12 protein-coding genes and 3 tRNA genes are annotated in these 16,041 nt (G+C 70.0%); 11 read left to right on the top strand and 4 right to left on the bottom strand.

Annotation, left to right across the window (positions count from 1 at the left end):
• Positions 1-177: 177 nt before the first annotated feature.
• From OG251_RS11855 to OG251_RS11845, 3 genes are all read left to right on the top strand, one after another.
• Complete coding sequence (locus tag OG251_RS11855; RefSeq protein ID WP_326677129.1) at positions 178-1,437, top strand: NAD(P)/FAD-dependent oxidoreductase; 1,260 nt, start codon at positions 178-180, stop codon at positions 1,435-1,437.
• Positions 1,438-1,616: 179 nt separating this feature from the next.
• A complete protein-coding gene (gene dnaG, locus OG251_RS11850) occupies positions 1,617-3,536 on the top strand; it encodes a DNA primase (protein WP_326677128.1) in 1,920 nt (639 codons plus the stop codon).
• Between the two features lie 355 nt (positions 3,537-3,891).
• The gene (locus OG251_RS11845; RefSeq protein ID WP_326681230.1) at positions 3,892-4,980 is read left to right on the top strand and encodes an RNA polymerase sigma factor; all 1,089 of its coding nucleotides are present in this window, start codon (positions 3,892-3,894) and stop codon (positions 4,978-4,980) included.
• A gap of 124 nt (positions 4,981-5,104) precedes the next feature.
• Here OG251_RS11845 and OG251_RS11840 read toward each other — a convergent pair whose 3' ends face one another.
• The 4 genes from OG251_RS11840 to OG251_RS11825 all read right to left on the bottom strand — a co-directional run bounded on the left by OG251_RS11840 (position 5,105) and on the right by OG251_RS11825 (position 10,860).
• A complete protein-coding gene (locus tag OG251_RS11840; RefSeq protein WP_326677127.1) occupies positions 5,105-7,030 on the bottom strand; it encodes an ABC transporter ATP-binding protein in 1,926 nt (641 codons plus the stop codon).
• Positions 7,030-8,763, bottom strand: coding sequence for an ABC transporter ATP-binding protein (locus OG251_RS11835; RefSeq protein ID WP_326677126.1), 1,734 nt, complete (start codon positions 8,761-8,763; stop codon positions 7,030-7,032). Before OG251_RS11835 ends, OG251_RS11840 begins: the two co-directional genes overlap by 1 nt.
• A 200-nt stretch (positions 8,764-8,963) precedes the next feature.
• Positions 8,964-10,481 (bottom strand): FGGY family carbohydrate kinase, encoded by a 1,518-nt coding sequence (locus tag OG251_RS11830; RefSeq protein ID WP_326677125.1) that lies wholly within the window; start codon positions 10,479-10,481, stop codon positions 8,964-8,966.
• 73 nt (positions 10,482-10,554) lie between these two features.
• Entirely contained in the window at positions 10,555-10,860 is a 306-nt protein-coding gene (locus tag OG251_RS11825) for a YtxH domain-containing protein (RefSeq protein WP_326681229.1), read from the bottom strand.
• A gap of 181 nt (positions 10,861-11,041) precedes the next feature.
• Here OG251_RS11825 and OG251_RS11820 point away from each other — a divergent pair.
• The 8 genes from OG251_RS11820 (at position 11,042) to OG251_RS11785 (ending at position 15,999) form a co-directional block, all read left to right on the top strand.
• Positions 11,042-11,114, top strand: a tRNA-Asn gene (locus OG251_RS11820).
• Between the two features lie 5 nt (positions 11,115-11,119).
• Positions 11,120-11,192: transfer RNA gene (locus OG251_RS11815), tRNA-Asn, on the top strand.
• A gap of 222 nt (positions 11,193-11,414) precedes the next feature.
• Positions 11,415-11,488: transfer RNA gene (locus tag OG251_RS11810), tRNA-Ile, on the top strand.
• Between the two features lie 336 nt (positions 11,489-11,824).
• Entirely contained in the window at positions 11,825-12,112 is a 288-nt protein-coding gene (locus OG251_RS11805) for a hypothetical protein (protein WP_326677124.1), read from the top strand.
• A 136-nt stretch (positions 12,113-12,248) separates the two neighbouring features.
• The gene (locus OG251_RS11800) at positions 12,249-13,034 is read left to right on the top strand and encodes a DUF6202 family protein (protein ID WP_326677123.1); all 786 of its coding nucleotides are present in this window, start codon (positions 12,249-12,251) and stop codon (positions 13,032-13,034) included.
• 25 nt (positions 13,035-13,059) lie between these two features.
• Complete coding sequence (locus OG251_RS11795; RefSeq protein ID WP_326677122.1) at positions 13,060-14,160, top strand: DUF6421 family protein; 1,101 nt, start codon at positions 13,060-13,062, stop codon at positions 14,158-14,160.
• Positions 14,157-14,996 (top strand): PhzF family phenazine biosynthesis protein, encoded by an 840-nt coding sequence (locus OG251_RS11790; RefSeq protein WP_326677121.1) that lies wholly within the window; start codon positions 14,157-14,159, stop codon positions 14,994-14,996. Before OG251_RS11795 ends, OG251_RS11790 begins: the two co-directional genes overlap by 4 nt.
• 1 nt (position 14,997) lies before the next feature.
• Positions 14,998-15,999, top strand: a complete 1,002-nt coding sequence (locus tag OG251_RS11785; protein ID WP_326677120.1) for a proline racemase family protein — start codon at positions 14,998-15,000, stop codon at positions 15,997-15,999.
• The last annotated feature ends 42 nt before the right edge of the window (positions 16,000-16,041 follow it).

The raw sequence follows: 16,041 nt of genomic DNA, 5'->3' as shown, positions 1-16,041 counted from the left end.
TCCGGCTCCCCGCGGGGACCGGGGCCCCACGCCCGTACGGAGCCGGCACGGGTCGGCAGACCGGCCCATGACCACTGGGTGTGACCTGATCGGGGTACACCCTCTTTCGTCATCACGCTGCGTGCGGGACGCTCGCAGGTGGTGGCGCCGCGCAGCACTGCACTGAGGAGGCATCAAGTGGTCGACGCACATCGGACGTTCGTCATCATCGGCGGAGGACTCGCGGGAGCGAAGGCGGCCGAAACACTCCGGGCGGAGGGTTTCAGCGGCCGGGTGATCCTCATCGGCGATGAGCGCGACCATCCGTACGAACGGCCTCCCCTGTCCAAGGGGTACCTGGCGGGCAAGGAGGAGCGCGACAGCGTCTTCGTCCAGGACGCGGCCTGGTACGCGGGCGCCGACGTCGAGCTGCACCTCGGCCAGCCCGTCACCGCCGTCGACCGCTACGCCCGCTCCGTACAGCTCGGTGACAACACCGTCATCCACTACGACAAGCTGCTGCTCGCCACCGGTGCCGAACCGCGCCGCCTCGACATCCCGGGCACGGACCTGGCCGGCGTCCACCATCTGCGCCGCCTCGCCCACGCCGACCGGCTGCGCAACGTCCTGTCCGCGCTCGGCCGCGACAACGGCCATCTGGTGATCGCCGGAGCCGGCTGGATCGGCCTGGAGGTCGCGGCGGCGGCCCGGAGCTACGGCGCCGAGGTCACCGTCGTCGAGCCGGAGGCGACCCCGCTGTACCAGGTCATCGGCCCCGAACTGGGCCAGATCTTCACCGAGCTGCACAGTGAGCACGGGGTCCGCTTCCACTTCGGCGCCCGCCTCACCGAGATCACCGGCCAGGACGGCCTGGTCTTCGCCGCCCGCACCGACGACGGGGAGGAGCACCCGGCCCACGACGTGCTGGCCGCGATCGGCGCCGCCCCGCGCACCGCGCTCGCCGAGGCCGCCGGACTCGAACTCGCCGACCGCTCGCGCGGCGGCGGTATCGCCGTCGACGCCTCCCTGCGCACCTCCGACCCGCACATCTACGCCGCCGGGGACGTCGCCGCGGTGGACCATCCGCTGCTCGGTACCCGGCTGCGGGTCGAGCACTGGGCGAACGCGCTCAACGGCGGACCGGCCGCGGCGCGGGCCATGCTCGGCCAGGAAGTCAGCTACGACCGGGTGCCGTACTTCTTCTCCGACCAGTACGACCTCGGTCTCGAATACTCGGGCTGGGCGCCGCCGGGCAGCTACGACCAGGTCGTCATCCGGGGGGACGCGGGCAAGCGGGAGTTCATCGCCTTCTGGCTGAAGGACCGCCGGGTGCTGGCCGGGATGAACGTCAACGTGTGGGATGTCACCGACACCGTCCAGGAGCTGATCCGGGCCGGACAGCAGATCGACCCGGAGGTGCTGGGCGACCCCTCGGTCCCGCTGGGATCCCTCCTCTGAGCGCCGCGCGTCCGCCCGGAGCCCCGCTCCGGGCGGACGCGATCCGGGGTGCCGGACCCACCACGGACGTCCGGCACCCCGGTACCTGCCCGTGGGACATCCCCCCGGGACGTCCCCCGGACCGGTCCGCCGGGTCCGGCCCGCGTCCGGTTGTCCGAGCCCACCCGTAGACTTCACCCGTGGCTGGCAGGATCAATGACGACGACGTGAAGGCGGTACGGGACGCGGTCCCGATCGACTCCGTCGTGTCCGAATACCTCCAGCTCCGTAACGCGGGCGGCGGAAACCTCAAGGGGCTCTGCCCCTTCCACGACGAGAAGTCACCCTCCTTCCAGGTCAGCCCCAGCAAGGGGCTCTTCCACTGCTTCGGCTGCCAGGAGGGCGGCGACACCCTCGCCTTCGTGATGAAGATCGACCACCTCACGTTCTCGGAGACGGTCGAGCGCCTCGCCGCCAAGGCGGGCATCACCCTGCGGTACGAGGAGGGCGGCTACAACCCCTCCCACCAGCGCGGCGAACGCATCAGGCTGATCGAGGCGCACAAGGCCGCCGCCCAGTTCTACGTGGAGCAGCTGGACGGCCCCGAAGCCGAGATCGGCCGCAAGTTCCTCGCCGGGCGCGGCTTCGACCAGGCGGCCGCCGCCCACTTCGGCGTCGGCTACAGCCCCGCGGGCTGGGACCACCTCACCCGCTATCTGCGCGGCAAGGGCTTCAGCGACAAGGAGCTGATCACCTCCGGTCTGTCCCAGGACGGCCGCCGCGGCCCCATCGACCGCTTCCGCGGCCGCCTGATGTGGCCGATCAGCGACACCTCGGGCGAGATCGTCGGCTTCGGTGCCCGCAAGCTGCGCGACGACGACAACGGGCCGAAGTACCTCAACACCCCCGAGACCTCGATCTACAAGAAGTCGCAGGTGCTGTACGGCATCGACCTGGCAAAGAAGGACATCGCCAAGGCCAGCCGCGCCGTCGTCGTCGAGGGCTACACCGACGTCATGGCCTGCCATCTGGCCGGGGTCACCACCGCCATCGCCACCTGTGGCACCGCCTTCGGCAACGACCACATCAAGATCCTGCGCCGCCTCCTGATGGACAACGGCAGCGCCCGGGTGATCTTCACCTTCGACGGCGACGCGGCCGGTCAGAAGGCCGCCCTGCGGGCCTTCGAGGACGACCAGAAGTTCGCCGCGGAGACCTACATCGCGATCGCCCCGGACAACATGGACCCCTGCGACCTGCGCCTGGCCAAGGGCGACGAGTCCGTCCGCGACCTGGTCGAACCCCGCACCCCGCTCTTCGAGTTCGCCCTGCGCCAGATCGTCCGGCGCTACGACCTGGAGACACCCGCGGGCCGGGCCGCGGCGCTCGACGAGGCCGCTGCCGTCGTCGCCAAGATCAAGACGAGCAGTGTGCAGCGCGAGGTGGCCGTCCAGCTCGCCGGTTTCGTGGGCATCCTCGACCAGGAATTCGTCGTGCACCGGGTCGCGCAGCTCGCCCGCTGGGCCCGCAACGACCGGGGCGAGCGGGGCGACCGGGGCTCCGCGCCGGGCGGTCCCTCACGGGGCTCCGCCGCGCAGCAGTCCGTCCAGGCGCCCACCGCGCCCGCGGGCCCCGCGCTCAACCTCCGCAGCCCCGCCCACCGCACCGAGCGCGAGCTGCTCAAGCTCGCCCTCCAGAAGCCCGCCCTGGTGTCCCCGGCGTTCGACGCCTACGGCATCGACGAGTTCACGGCCCCGCCGTACGCCGCCGTACGTCAGTGCATCGCGGACGCGGGCGGCGCCGAACAGGGCCTGGCCGAGACCCGCGAGTATCTGGTCGCCGTCCTGGACGCCGCGCCCAACGACACCGTGCGCAACCTCGTCACCGAGCTCGCCGTCGAGGTCTTCCACGGCAAGTCCATCGACGAGACCTACGCGGGCATGCAGCTCGTCCACGTCCGGCTGCGCGCCGTGGACCGCCGGATCAACGACGTCCAGGGCAGCCTCGCCCGCCTCGGGAGCAATGTGGCGCCGGAGGACCTGGCGGCCGCGCAGAACGAGGTCTGGGTGCTCCAGCAGTACGCCCAGTCCCTCCGCGCCAACGGCGCCGACGCGCTCTGACCCGCGCCCCCACGCGCCGACGGCCCACGCACCGGAGCCCCCCCCGGCCCACGCACCCGAGCCCCCGACGACCCTCACCCCCGCGTGCGCCCCGCACCCCCGCGCGCGCGCCCCCGGCCCCACGCGCCCGCTCCGGCCCCGGGACCGCAGCGGCGTCCCGGAACGGGCCGCCCCCAGCATCCCGTAATCGCCCGGTCACGCACCGGACCCAGAAAGTGGTCGCACGCCCCTCGTGGGAGCCATGTGTCGTGCCCCACACTGGGTGGCGGTGCCTGAGTCATCGGAGCGCGAACGGTCCACGAAGGCGGACCCCCACCCCCGCGATCCGCGCAGCGATCACCTGGAGGTCGCCCCCGTGCAGACCCGGACCGTGACGACGACGACCGAGCATGTGCCGGCCATTCCGGCGCAGAACCGGGCCGTGCACCACCCGGAGACCGCGGTGGACCCGCCGTCGGAACCCGACGCGGTCATGGAGGAGTCGTCGGAGGTGCCCGACCTCCCGGAGCCGCGGAGCAGACCGGACGCCGGTGGTCCGTCCTCCGACCTCTTCCGGCAGTATCTGCGGGAGATCGGCCGGATACCGCTGCTCACCGCGGCCGACGAGGTGGACCTCGCCCGCCGCGTCGAGGCCGGGCTCTTCGCCGAGGAACGGCTCGCGAGCACCCCCGACCCCGACTCCCGGCTCGCCGTCGACCTGGACCGTCTCGTCGTCATGGGGCGGATGGCGAAGCGCCGACTGATCGAGGCCAACCTGCGCCTCGTCGTCTCCGTCGCCAAGCGGTACGTGGGCCGCGGCCTGACGATGCTCGACCTCGTCCAGGAGGGGAACCTCGGACTGATCAGGGCGGTCGAGAAGTTCGACTACGCCCGGGGCTACAAGTTCTCCACGTACGCGACCTGGTGGATACGCCAGGCCATGTCCCGCGCGCTCGCGGACCAGGCGCGGACCATCCGGGTCCCGGTCCATGTCGTCGAGCTGATCAACCGCGTCGTACGGGTCCAGCGCCGCATGCTCCAGGAACGCGGCTACGAGCCGACCGCCGAAGAGGTGGCCGCCCAGCTCGACCTGACCCCGGAACGGGTCGTCGAGGTCCGGCGCCTGGCCCAGGAACCCGTCTCGCTCCACGCACCCGTCGGCGAGGAGGACGACGTGTCCTTCGGTGACCTCATCGAGGACGGCGACGCGGCCTCACCGGTCGAGTCCGCCGCGTTCCTGCTGCTGCGCGAACACCTGGAGGCGGTGCTCTCCACGCTGGGCGAGCGCGAACGCAAGGTGGTCCAGCTGCGCTACGGGCTGGCCGACGGGCGGCCCCGCACCCTTGAGGAGATCGGCCGCATCTTCGGCGTGACCCGCGAACGCATCCGCCAGATCGAGTCCAAGACCCTCAGCAAGCTGCGGGACCACGCCTTCGCCGACCAGCTCCGCGGCTACCTCGACTGAGGAAGCCACCCGGACGGGCCCGAGACCCCGGCCCGTCCGGCAACCTGTCCGGCCACGGCGCCGGCCGGTCGCGGACCGACCGGCACCCGGGGGCGGCGTCGCGCCCCCGAGCGCCGGTCCGGTCTCAGTCCACCTCGGCGAGCGCCTCGGCGAACTGCGCCGCGTACAGCCGGGCGTAGGCGCCCTTGGCCGCCAGCAGCCCGTCGTGCGAGCCCTGCTCGACGATCGACCCGTTCTCCATCACGAGGATGACATCGGCGTCCCGGATCGTGGAGAGCCGGTGCGCGATCACGAAGCTGGTCCGGCCGTGCGCGAGGCGCGCCATCGCCTTCTGGATCAGGACCTCGGTACGGGTGTCCACCGAGCTGGTCGCCTCGTCGAGCACCAGGATCACCGGGTCGGACAGGAACGCCCGCGCGATGGTGATCAGCTGCTTCTCGCCCGCGCTGACCCCGGAACCCTCGTCGTCGATCACCGTGTCGTAGCCGTCCGGCAGGGTACGGATGAAGCGGTCGGCGTGGGCCGCCCTCGCCGCCTCCTCGATCTCCTCCCGGCCGACCTCGCGCGAGGCGCCGTACGCGATGTTGTCCGCTATCGATCCGCCGAACAGCCAGGTGTCCTGGAGGACCATGCCGATCCCGGACCGCAGGTCGTCGCGCGACATCTTCGCCACATCGACGCCGTCCAGGGCGATCCGGCCGCCCGTCACCTCGTAGAACCGCATCAGTAGATTGACCAGCGTCGTCTTGCCGGCCCCCGTCGGGCCGACGATCGCGACCGTCTGGCCCGGCTCGACGCTCAGCGACAGATCCTCGATGAGCGGCTTCTCCGGGTCGTAGCGGAACGACACCTTCTCCAGCGAGACCCTGCCGAGCAGCTCCTCGGGACGCTCCCCGTTCTCCGGGTCCGCGCCCTGCTCCTCCGCGTCCAGCAGCTCGAAGATCCGCTCGGCCGACGCGACGCCCGACTGCACCAGGTTCGCCATCGAGGCGACCTGGGTCAGCGGCATCGAGAACTGCCGCGAGTACTGGATGAACGCCTGCACATCACCGATCGACAGCGCACCGGAGGCGACCCGCAGCCCGCCGACGACGGCGACGAGCACATAGTTCAGGTTCGACACGAACATCATCAGCGGCTGCATGATCCCGCTGTTGAACTGGGCCTTGAAGCCCGCCTCGTACAGCGCCTCGTTCTGCTCGGCGAAGTCCCGCGCGGACTCCTCCTGACGCCCGAAGACCTTCACCAGGGTGTGCCCGGTGTACATCTCCTCGATGTGGGCGTTGAGCTTGCCCGTCACCTTCCACTGCTGCACGAACTGCGGCTGCGAGCGCTTGCCCACCCGGGCCGCCACCACCACCGACAGCGGGATCGTCACCAGCGCGACCAGCGCCAGCAGCGGCGAGATCCAGAACATCATGATCATGACGCCGACGATGGTCAGCAGGGAGTTGATGAGCTGGCCCATCGTCTGCTGCATCGTCTGCGAGATGTTGTCGATGTCGTTCGTCGCCCGGCTGAGCACCTCACCGCGCTTGGCCCGGTCGAAGTACGACAGCGGCAGCCGCGCCATCTTCGTCTGGATGTCCTCGCGCAGCTGGAACACGATCCGGTTGATCACCCGGATCGAGATCCGGGTCGACACGAACATCAGCAGCCCGGCGCCGATGTAGACCACCAGCGCCATCAGCAGGACGTTCCCCACGGCACCGAAGTCGATGCCGTCGCCCGGAGTGAAGTCCACCCCCGACAGCATGTCGGCCAGTCCGCCGCTGCCCTTCGCGCGCAGCCCCTCGATGGCCTGCGCCTTGGTGGTGCCCTCCGGCATCCCCCGGCCGATCACACCCGCGAAGATCAGGTCGGTCGCCCGGCCGAGGATCTTCGGGCCGACCACCGAGAAGGCCACACTCAGCACCCCGGCGGCCAGCATCAGATACAGCGAGGACTTCTCCCGGCTGAACCTCTTCAGCAGCCGCTTCCCGGACCCCTTGAAGTCCATGGACCGCTCGGTGGGCCCTCCGGCCATCATCCGTCCGCCCGGCCCGGCCATTACGCGGCCTCCGCTTCCGTCAGCTGGGAGAGCACGATCTCCCGGTACGTTTCATTGCCGTCCATCAGTTCGCGATGGGTGCCGCTCCCGACGACCCGCCCCTCGTCCAGCACCAGAATCCGGTCGGCGTCACGGATGGTGGACACCCGCTGCGCCACGATCACCACGGTCGCCTCGGCCGTCTCCCGGGACAGCGCCGCGCGCAGTGCCGCGTCCGTCGCGTAGTCCAGCGCCGAGAACGAGTCGTCGAAGAGATAGATCTCCGGCTGCTGCACGAGCGTCCTGGCGATCGCCAGACGCTGCCGCTGCCCACCGGAGACATTGGTGCCGCCCTGCGCGATCGGCGCGTTCAGCCCGTGCTCCAGCCGCTCCACGAACTCCTTGGCCTGGGCGACCTCCAGCGCGTGCCACAGCTCCTCGTCGCTCGCGTCCGGATTCCCGTACCGCAGATTCGTCGCGACCGTCCCCGAGAACAGATACGGCTTCTGCGGCACCAGGCTCACGGTCTTCGCCAGCAGGACCGGGTCCAGCGTCCGTACGTCCGTACCGTCGACCAGCACCTCGCCGTCCGTCACGTCGAACAGCCGCGGTACGAGGCCGAGCAGCGTCGACTTCCCGCTGCCCGTCGACCCGATGATCGCGGTCGTCTCACCGGGGCGCGCCACCAGATCCACGGTCCGCAGCACCGGCTCCTCGGCACCCGGGTACCGGAACTCCGCGCCCCGCACCTCCAGATGCCCGTGCCTGGTCAGCTCCGTGACCGGGGCGAGCGGCGGCACGACGCTCGAATCGGTCTCCAGGACCTCCTGGACGCGTTCGGCACAGACCTCGGCGCGCGGCACCATCATGAACATGAAGGTGGCCATCATCACCGACATCACGATCTGCATCAGATAGGCGAGGAACGCGGTCAGCGCGCCGATCTGCATCCCGCCGCTGTCGATGCGGTGCGCACCGAACCAGACCACCGCGATGGACGACAGGTTCACCACCGTCATCACGGTCGGGAACATGAACGCCATGAGCCGGCCGGTCGAAAGCGACACATCGGTCAGGTCGTTGTTCGCCCCCCGGAACCGCTCCTCCTCGTACCCGTCGCGCACGAAGGCGCGGATGACGCGGTTGCCGGTGATCTGCTCGCGCAGCACCCGGTTCACCGTGTCGAGCCGCTCCTGCATCGTGCGGAACAGCGGCCGCATCTTCTTCACGATGAGGCTCACCGCGATACCGAGGATCGGCACCACCGCCAGCAGGACCGCGGACAGCGGCACGTCCTGGCCGAGCGCCATGATGATGCCGCCGACACACATGATCGGCGCCGACACCATCAGCGTGAACGCCATCAGCACCAGCATCTGGATCTGCTGGACGTCATTGGTCGTCCGGGTGATCAGCGAGGGCGCGCCGAAGCGCCCCAACTCACGTGCCGAGAAAGCCTGCACCCGGTCGAAGACCGAGGCCCGGACGTCGCGCCCGAGAGCGGACGCGGTGCGCGCGCCGTAGTAGACGGCGCCGATGTTGCAGAGCACCTGCAGGACGCTGACGGCGATCATGACGCCGCCGAACTCCAGGATGTAGCCCGTGTCCCCCTTCACGACACCGTTGTCGATGATGTCGGCGTTGAGGCTGGGCAGATAGAGGGTGGCGCAGGTCTGCAACAGCTGGAGGAACACCAGCAGCGCGATGGGTTTTCTGTACGGGCCGAGATAGGCCCGCAGGAGTTTTATGAGCACGCGTATCTCTCGGAGTCGGCGAACGGCAGGGGTCGACCCATTTTCCGGTACGCCGTACGCAGACCGCGAACGCTTTTCCTCAAGGCCGGGTCAAAATCCTGCCGCGCCCGACGGGGCCCGGTTCGCCGCGGAACCGGGCGGAACCAGGCGGCTGGGACGCGGCCCGACCCCGTACGCAGGGGCTCTGCCCGCGCCCTGCCTCAGGCCCCCGCGCCCACATCGACTCCGGACGCTCCGGCTCCGGATGCTCCGGCCCCGAAGGCCCCGGTCCCGGAAGCTCCGGTTCCGAACGCTCCGGGATGAATCTGGTCGCGCGTCGCCGCGTACTGCTGACGTACCGCCCGGCCCTCCGCCAGCTCCTCGCCCGGCTCCAGCACCTGCGCCGCCGCACCCTGCCAGGCCGGGGGAGTGCGCGGATCGAGGGTCCCCTGGGAGACCCCGAGCGCCCAGGCCGCCTGCCGTGCCGCACCGAGTGCCGCGTACTCGGCGGGCTGCGGGACGACCACCTGGGTACCGAACACCGCGGGTGCCAGTGCCCGCACGGCGGGCAGCTCGGCGGCGGCTCCCAGCAGGAACACCCGCCGCACCTCCACACCGCGCCCGCGCAGTACGTCCAGCGCGTCGGCCAGCGAGCACAGCATCCCCTCGAACGCCGCCCGCGCCAGATGCTCCGGCTTCATCGCCTCGCGCCGCAGCCCGGACAGCGTCCCCGCGGTGTGCGGCAGCCGCGGGGTGCGCTCGCCCTCCAGATACGGCAGCAGCACCAGCCCCGAGGCTCCCGGAGTCGACTTCAGCGCCAGCGCCGACAACTCCTCCAGTCCCTCCACGCCCAGCATCTCCGCGGTCCCGCGCAGCGCGCGTACCGCGTTCGAGGTGTGGACCACCGGCAGATGCATCCCGGTGGCGTCGGCGAACGAGGTGATCATCCCGGTCGGGTCGGCCAGCGCCTCGTGGTGCACCGCCATCACGGACCCGGAGGCCCCCAGCGACACCACCGCATCGCCCACCGCGACCCCGAGCCCGAAGGCCGCGGCCATCGTCTCGCCGGTCCCCGCCGAGATCAGCAGCCCCTCCGGCGTCGTCCCGGCGCAGTCGGCGGGGCCGAGCACCTCGGGCAGCGCCGCCTGATGTCCCAGCGCCAGCTCGACCAGATCGGGCCGGTACGAACCGGTCCCCGCCGACCAGTAGCCGGTCCCGGACGCGGCGCCCCGGTCGGTGGTCCGCCGGGCCGGCCGGCCCAACAGCTGCCACACCAGCCAGTCGTGCGGCTGTGCGACGGCGGCGACGCGCTGGGCGTTCTCCGGCTCGGCCCGCGCCAGCCAGCGCAGCTTCGCCACCGGCTGGGCGGCCTGCGGTACGGACCCGACCGCCTCGGCCCAGGCCTGCCGCCCGCCGAGCCCGTCGATCAGGTCGGCCGCGGCCACCTGCGCCCGCCGGTCGTTGCCGAGCAGCGCCGGACGGACGAGATTGCCCTGGTGGTCCAGGGGGACGAGCCCGTGCTGCTGCGCGGACACACCGATGGCCTGCACTCCTTCGAGCAGACCGCCGGAGGCCGCCTCACCGAGTGAGAGCAGCCATGCCTGCGGGTCGACCTCGGAGGCTTTCGCCTCGACCGGATGCGCGGCATACCCCTGCCGCAGCACGGCGCCCGTGTCCGTGTCGCAGACGACGATGTGAGTGAAGGCGGAAGAACTGTCCAAGCCGGCGACTATGCCCATACACAGATTCTGCCGCACCCCGGGACCTTTCCCGCAACCGGCGCCGACCGGCACCGGTCCCGGACCCGGATCCTCAGGTGTTGGTGGTGCCCCAGTCGTCCTCCGCGCCGTTCAGGCTGCTGCGCTCCCGCAGCGACCTGACCCGCTCGGCCACCGACGCGGGCACCTTGTCCCCGACCTTCTCGCTCACCGAGTGGTACGCCTTGCCCGCGAAGTCCCGGCCGCTGCTCGCCGCGGACTCGGCGGCGTTGCGTACCGCGGGGTTCTCGGCGAACTGACGTGCTGACTTCTTCAACTGCTCATAACGCTCGCGCCCGGCTCGCGTGCCGAGCACGTAACCGAGGGCCAGTCCGGCGATGAACGTGAGCCGGTACCGCATGGCTGCCACCCTTCCTTCGCTCCGTGCGACGTGTGCAGGCCGCCTACCCGCGCGCACCCGAGATCACCCGGGGCGATACCGATTGGCGGAGCACCCCCCTGCTTGCGCTAATGTATGTGTCGCAGCGAACGCGCGCCGCCCGGCAGCCGCCAGGTAGGTACGATTCGAGGCAACGCAGCAATCCCCTGTAGCTCAATTGGCAGAGCAGCCGGCTGTTAACCGGCAGGTTACTGGTTCGAGTCCAGTCGGGGGAGCGCGATCCCCTGTAGCTCAATTGGCAGAGCATTCGGCTGTTAACCGGAGGGTTACTGGTTCGAGTCCAGTCGGGGGAGCGGAACGGAAGAGGACCCCTCGGGGTCCTTTTTCGTGTGCCCGCACCTGGTGCCGCGGGGTCCGGAAGTGACACTTTCGGGTCTCCTTCGCGTCACCTGGAACCGGGCAGCACAAAGCGCGGTCCTCATGATCAGGCGAAGTCGACCATCCGAAGCGAGAGATCGTATGACCGGCTATGCTGCGGCAGACGGTGCGCACACATGTACGCGCCACGCCGAAACGGGGCGGTAGCTCAGCCGGTTAGAGCAGCGGACTCATAATCCGTCGGCCGTGGGTTCGAGTCCCACCCGCCCCACCGAGCGTCCCCAGGCAGAATCGTTCTGACCTGGGGAAACGCGACTGGAGAGGCGTTTCGCGTGGGGTGCGCGCCTCTCCTTTGCGAGGCGGGGCGGGCGCCCCTGGCCCGCACCACCCGGCCCTCGCCTTCTTGACCTGCGATTTCAGGTGGGACCCGGGTGTGGGGCCACGACGATGATCCCGCGGCCCCTGTGTGTGACGCGTCCCACGTCGGGCCGGATATCGGCGCCCTTGTCGGCACCCCCTCGTCAGTACGTCAACGACCGGGACGGCATGGGCGACATCGCGGGCGCGCCCCGCAGCACCTCGGCCGGCACTCCTGGAAGCCCGTCGCGTGACCCGCGACGCCCGGGTCGCCCGTCTGCCCGCACGGGGGCGGCGCACGGTCCAACTGATTCCGGTGGAACGACGGGACGGCGCCGGGATCGCCGTAAGGCGCACCGGTGGGACGACCGCGTACCCCGACGCGTCATGCCGCGCCGAGGGCAACCGCGAGGCCGCACCGGTCGGAATGGGCTGCGACAGGCAGGGGCGGACCCTCATCGATCCCGATACGGGTACCCGCGTCGAGGTCCTGGCGGGCGGCGGGGGCGGGGATACGGTGCGGATCGGCTGGGGGTGACCGGTGGCGGCTTCGTCGAAGTCCGGTCGGGGCGAAGGGGATTGAGGGTGTCCCGGCTTCCCGAAAGCCGTTGACGGTCCGCCTGAGTCATACATAGCCTGTGACATGTGAAATTGCACTACTGAGGGGGCGTGTCGTGGCTATTGATGAACAGCTTGACGAGCGGGTGACCGCGGTGGTGCAAGCGGCGGGGCTGGTAAGGCCGGTGAACCGGTTCTTCGCGGCAGCGGGGGCTGTTGACGCGGTCGCGGTCGAGGACGCGCTGGCCGTGGCTCGGCAGTGGGAGGTGATGACCAGGACCTTCATGTTCACGACGATCTCGGGGCTCGGCGCGGCGGCGCGGCACTTCGCGTCGCAGGAGGCTCCGGGGCGGGAGGCGCTGGCGGCCTTCCAGACGGCCTACCGCGTCATCGGCGACGACCTGGACAACCTGGCCGACGACTTCAGTGCGGTGGCGCCCGCCGGAGCGGCAGGGGTCCACTACCTGTGGTGGGCGGACTCGATCGTCGGGCCGCTGGCGGAAGCGGCCGGCGAGGGAGTGACGCGGGAACTTCCCGCGGGCGTCGCCAAGCTGCTGCGGGCGATGGAGTCGCTGGCCGATCACCGACTGGGCGCGGCGGTACAGCTACGGGTCGTGGAGGCCACGGCGTTGGACATCGCCGTCGCGTTCCGGCGCATGTACGGCAAGGTGCGGGTCGACGGGCAGAAGCTCTTCGCGGCATCCGACGCCCTGGTGTGGATCGACGCGCACATCAAGGCCGAGACGAGTCATGCCAAGTCCGTCAGCGACGAGGAGACGGGCATGACCGCCCTGGTCGAGAGCGAAGAGGACGCCGAAGAGTTGATGCTGCTCGCCACGGACTACGCGGCCCACTGGGCCCATGCGCTCGACGACTTCGCCGATCAGATATGCGCGGGCTGATCCGGGGGAAGGAGGCACAGAGCCAGTGAACGACGTCATTGACGCGGTCAACGTACTGCGCGGCTCGGTCCGGCGCGACGAACGGCGGGACGAAGCGTCCCTCAAGCGACTGGCCCGGGGACTGCTCGCATCGCCCGTGCTCCGGAAGGTGCCCATCGTCCAGGTGTTCGCGGAGGACGTCCTGACGTTCGCCGAGGATCCCCGGCTGCTGCGGACCAAGGCACACATCAACACCCGGGTGGACAACCACATCTTCTCGCTGTTCGACGCGTCCTACTTCCCGACGCTGTCCCTGGACTTCCTGTCCTACCGGACGTCGCCCACCGACACGCATCTGGACACCGGATACCCAAGCCCGACCATGCCGGTGACGATCGAGCGGATGTCGAAAGGCTTCGAGGCCAGGCCCGTCGTGGCGCTCTTCCCCGAGAACCACATCGACGGCCGCCAGGAGAGCGGGGACCTGGTCTTCTATTTCATCGACAAGTTCGTCGAACGGCATCTGCGCCTGACCCGGCTCCTGGTGCACAACGTCATGGCGGAGGGATCGTTCCCGCTGGTCGAAGCCGCAGGGCCGGAAGACATCGCGCAGGCGTCGTCCTGGTGGGTACGGCTGCACGAGTACCACCACCGGCAGGGCGACATGCCGATTCCCGACTTCCTCCCGGTGAAGAAGCTGAAGCCACTGGCCGGACTGGAGGAGCTGCGGGTCGACGTGTCCGCGATGCTCGCCTGCCTCCATGACTCCGCGCTGCCCGAGCGTGGCGCGCGGCTCACGTATGAGTACGTCCTCTCCGAACGGCTGCTCCGCTACGCGGTCGAGGGGATACCCAGGCCCAACTACGACGCGGTCGCGTCCCAATTGCTCTTCAACTACCTGATCGCCGCGGACGGCATCCGGCTGCACAACGGGCTGATCCACCTCCGCCCGGGTCTGCCGGCCGTGCTCGCCGAATTCCTGGGCGAGATCCAGGCGATCGAAGGACGCATCCACAGCGAACCCGCGGAACAGGTCCAGGAGCGGCTGCTGCGATTCACCAACCAGTACACCGACTACGACGAGAAGGCGAAGGACTACCAGCACATCCTCTTCTTCGCCGAGGCCAAGCGGAAGTTGGGCGTGTGAACCCGATCAGTATTCCGATCTTCCAGGTCGACGCCTTCACCGACCGTGTTCTGTGGGGAAACCCGGCGGCCGTCTGCCCGCTCGAAGCGTGGCTTCCCGAGCCCGTCATGCAGGCCATCGCCCTGGAGAACAACCTTCCGGAAACGGCCTTCATCGTCAGGAACGGGGACGCCTACGACCTGCGCTGGTTCACCCCGGCCACCGAGGTGGACCTGTGCGGACACGCCACCTTGGGCGCGGCGTACGTCGTACTGACGCATCTGGAGCCGGGCTGGGACGAGGTGACGTTCCACTCGGCCAGTGGACCGCTCGTGGTCGCCCGGCACGGGGACGTGTTCGGCCTGACGTTCCCCGCCCTCGAACTCTCGCCGGTGGAACCGCCGGTGGACCTGCTGCGGGGGCTGGGCGCGGTCGCGCCCTCGGCGGTCTACCGGTCCATGGACTATGTCGCGGTCTACGACAGCGAGGCACAGGTCCGCTCGGTGGTCCCGGACCTCGTCGCACTCGCCGCGCTGGACCTGCGTGGCGTGGTCATCACCGCGCCGGGCGCCGAGGCGGACTTCTGCTCGCGGTTCTTCGGGCCGAAGCTGTCCATCCCGGAAGACCCGATCACCGGGTCGGCGCACTGCGCGCTCGTCCCGTACTGGGCACAGCGGCTGGGGAAGCCCCGGATGCGCGCCCACCAGTTCTCGCCGCGGCTGGGCCGGACGCTCACGATCAGCCTCGACTGCGGCCTCGACGGCGACCGGGTCGCCCTGTCCGGCGCCGCCAGACCGTACATGAACGGGACGATCCACCTGTCCGACGACGACCTTGACCAGAGCCGAGAGGGATGACGTGCGTACCAATCGAATCTTCCATGCGGTGGACTCCCACACCGAAGGCATGCCCACCCGTGTGATCACTGGGGGGATCGGGGTGATCCCCGGAGCGACGATGGCGGAACGCCGGATCCACTTCCGTGAGAACCTCGACCACATCAGGACCCTGCTGGTGACCGAGCCCAGGGGCCACGCGTCGATGAGCGGAGCGATTCTCCAGCCGCCGACCCGGCCCGACGCGGACTGGGGTGTGCTGTTCATCGAGGTGTCCGGCTATCTCCCGATGTGCGGGCACGGCACGATCGGGGTCGCGACCGTTCTGGTGGAGACGGGCATGGTCACCGTGACCGAGCCGGTCACGACCGTGCGCCTGGAGACCCCGGCCGGTCTGGTCGTCGTCGATGTGGCGGTATCGGACGGGGTCGCACGGCACGTCACCTTCAGGAACGTGCCGGCGTTCTCCGAGAGACTGGACGCCGAGCTTGAGGTCCCCGGGTTCGGTACCGTCCGCTACGACCTGGCCTACGGCGGCAACTTCTACGCGATTGTGCAACTCGACGACTACGGGCTGCCGTTCGACCGGAAGGCCAAGGAGCAGATCACGGCCGCGGGGCTGGCCACGATGCAGGCGATCAACGACGCCGATGAGCCGGTGCACCCCGAGGACTCCCGGATCCGGGGCGTTCGGCACGTGTACTTCGCCGCGCCGGGGTCCGATGCGGAGCACTCACGCCACGCCATGTCCATCTACCCCGGATGGTTCGACCGCTCACCGTGCGGCACCGGCACCAGCGCGAGGATGGCGCAGCTGCACGCCCGCGGCGAGCTGGAGATCGGGGCGGATTTCGTCAACGAGTCCTTCATCGGATCGAAGTTCACCGGCCGTCTCGTCGAGGAGGCGACCGTCGCGGGCCGCAGTGCCGTCGTGCCGACGGTCACCGGACGGGCCTGGATCACCGGCACCGCACAGTACTTCCTGTCTCCCGACGACCCCTTCCCCGCGGGTTTCGAGCTCTGAACCCCCGCCCGGCATTCGGACGACATTCGCCAGGAAGGACAC

The organism is Streptomyces sp. NBC_01237, assembly GCF_035917275.1.
Taxonomy (GTDB): Bacteria; Actinomycetota; Actinomycetes; order Streptomycetales; family Streptomycetaceae; genus Streptomyces.
The sequence above is the reverse complement of the archived record's forward strand: the minus strand, read 5'-3'. Positions and strand labels throughout refer to the sequence as shown.

What these genes read in the sequence shown, in the direction of transcription:
- OG251_RS11840 (WP_326677127.1), bottom strand. Translation starts at nt 7,030, where the DNA reads ATGGCCGGGCCGGGCGGACGGATGATGGCCGGAGGGCCCACCGAGCGG.
- OG251_RS11830 (WP_326677125.1), bottom strand. Translation starts at nt 10,481, where the DNA reads ATGGGCATAGTCGCCGGCTTGGACAGTTCTTCCGCCTTCACTCACATC.
- OG251_RS11825 (WP_326681229.1), bottom strand. Translation starts at nt 10,860, where the DNA reads ATGCGGTACCGGCTCACGTTCATCGCCGGACTGGCCCTCGGTTACGTG.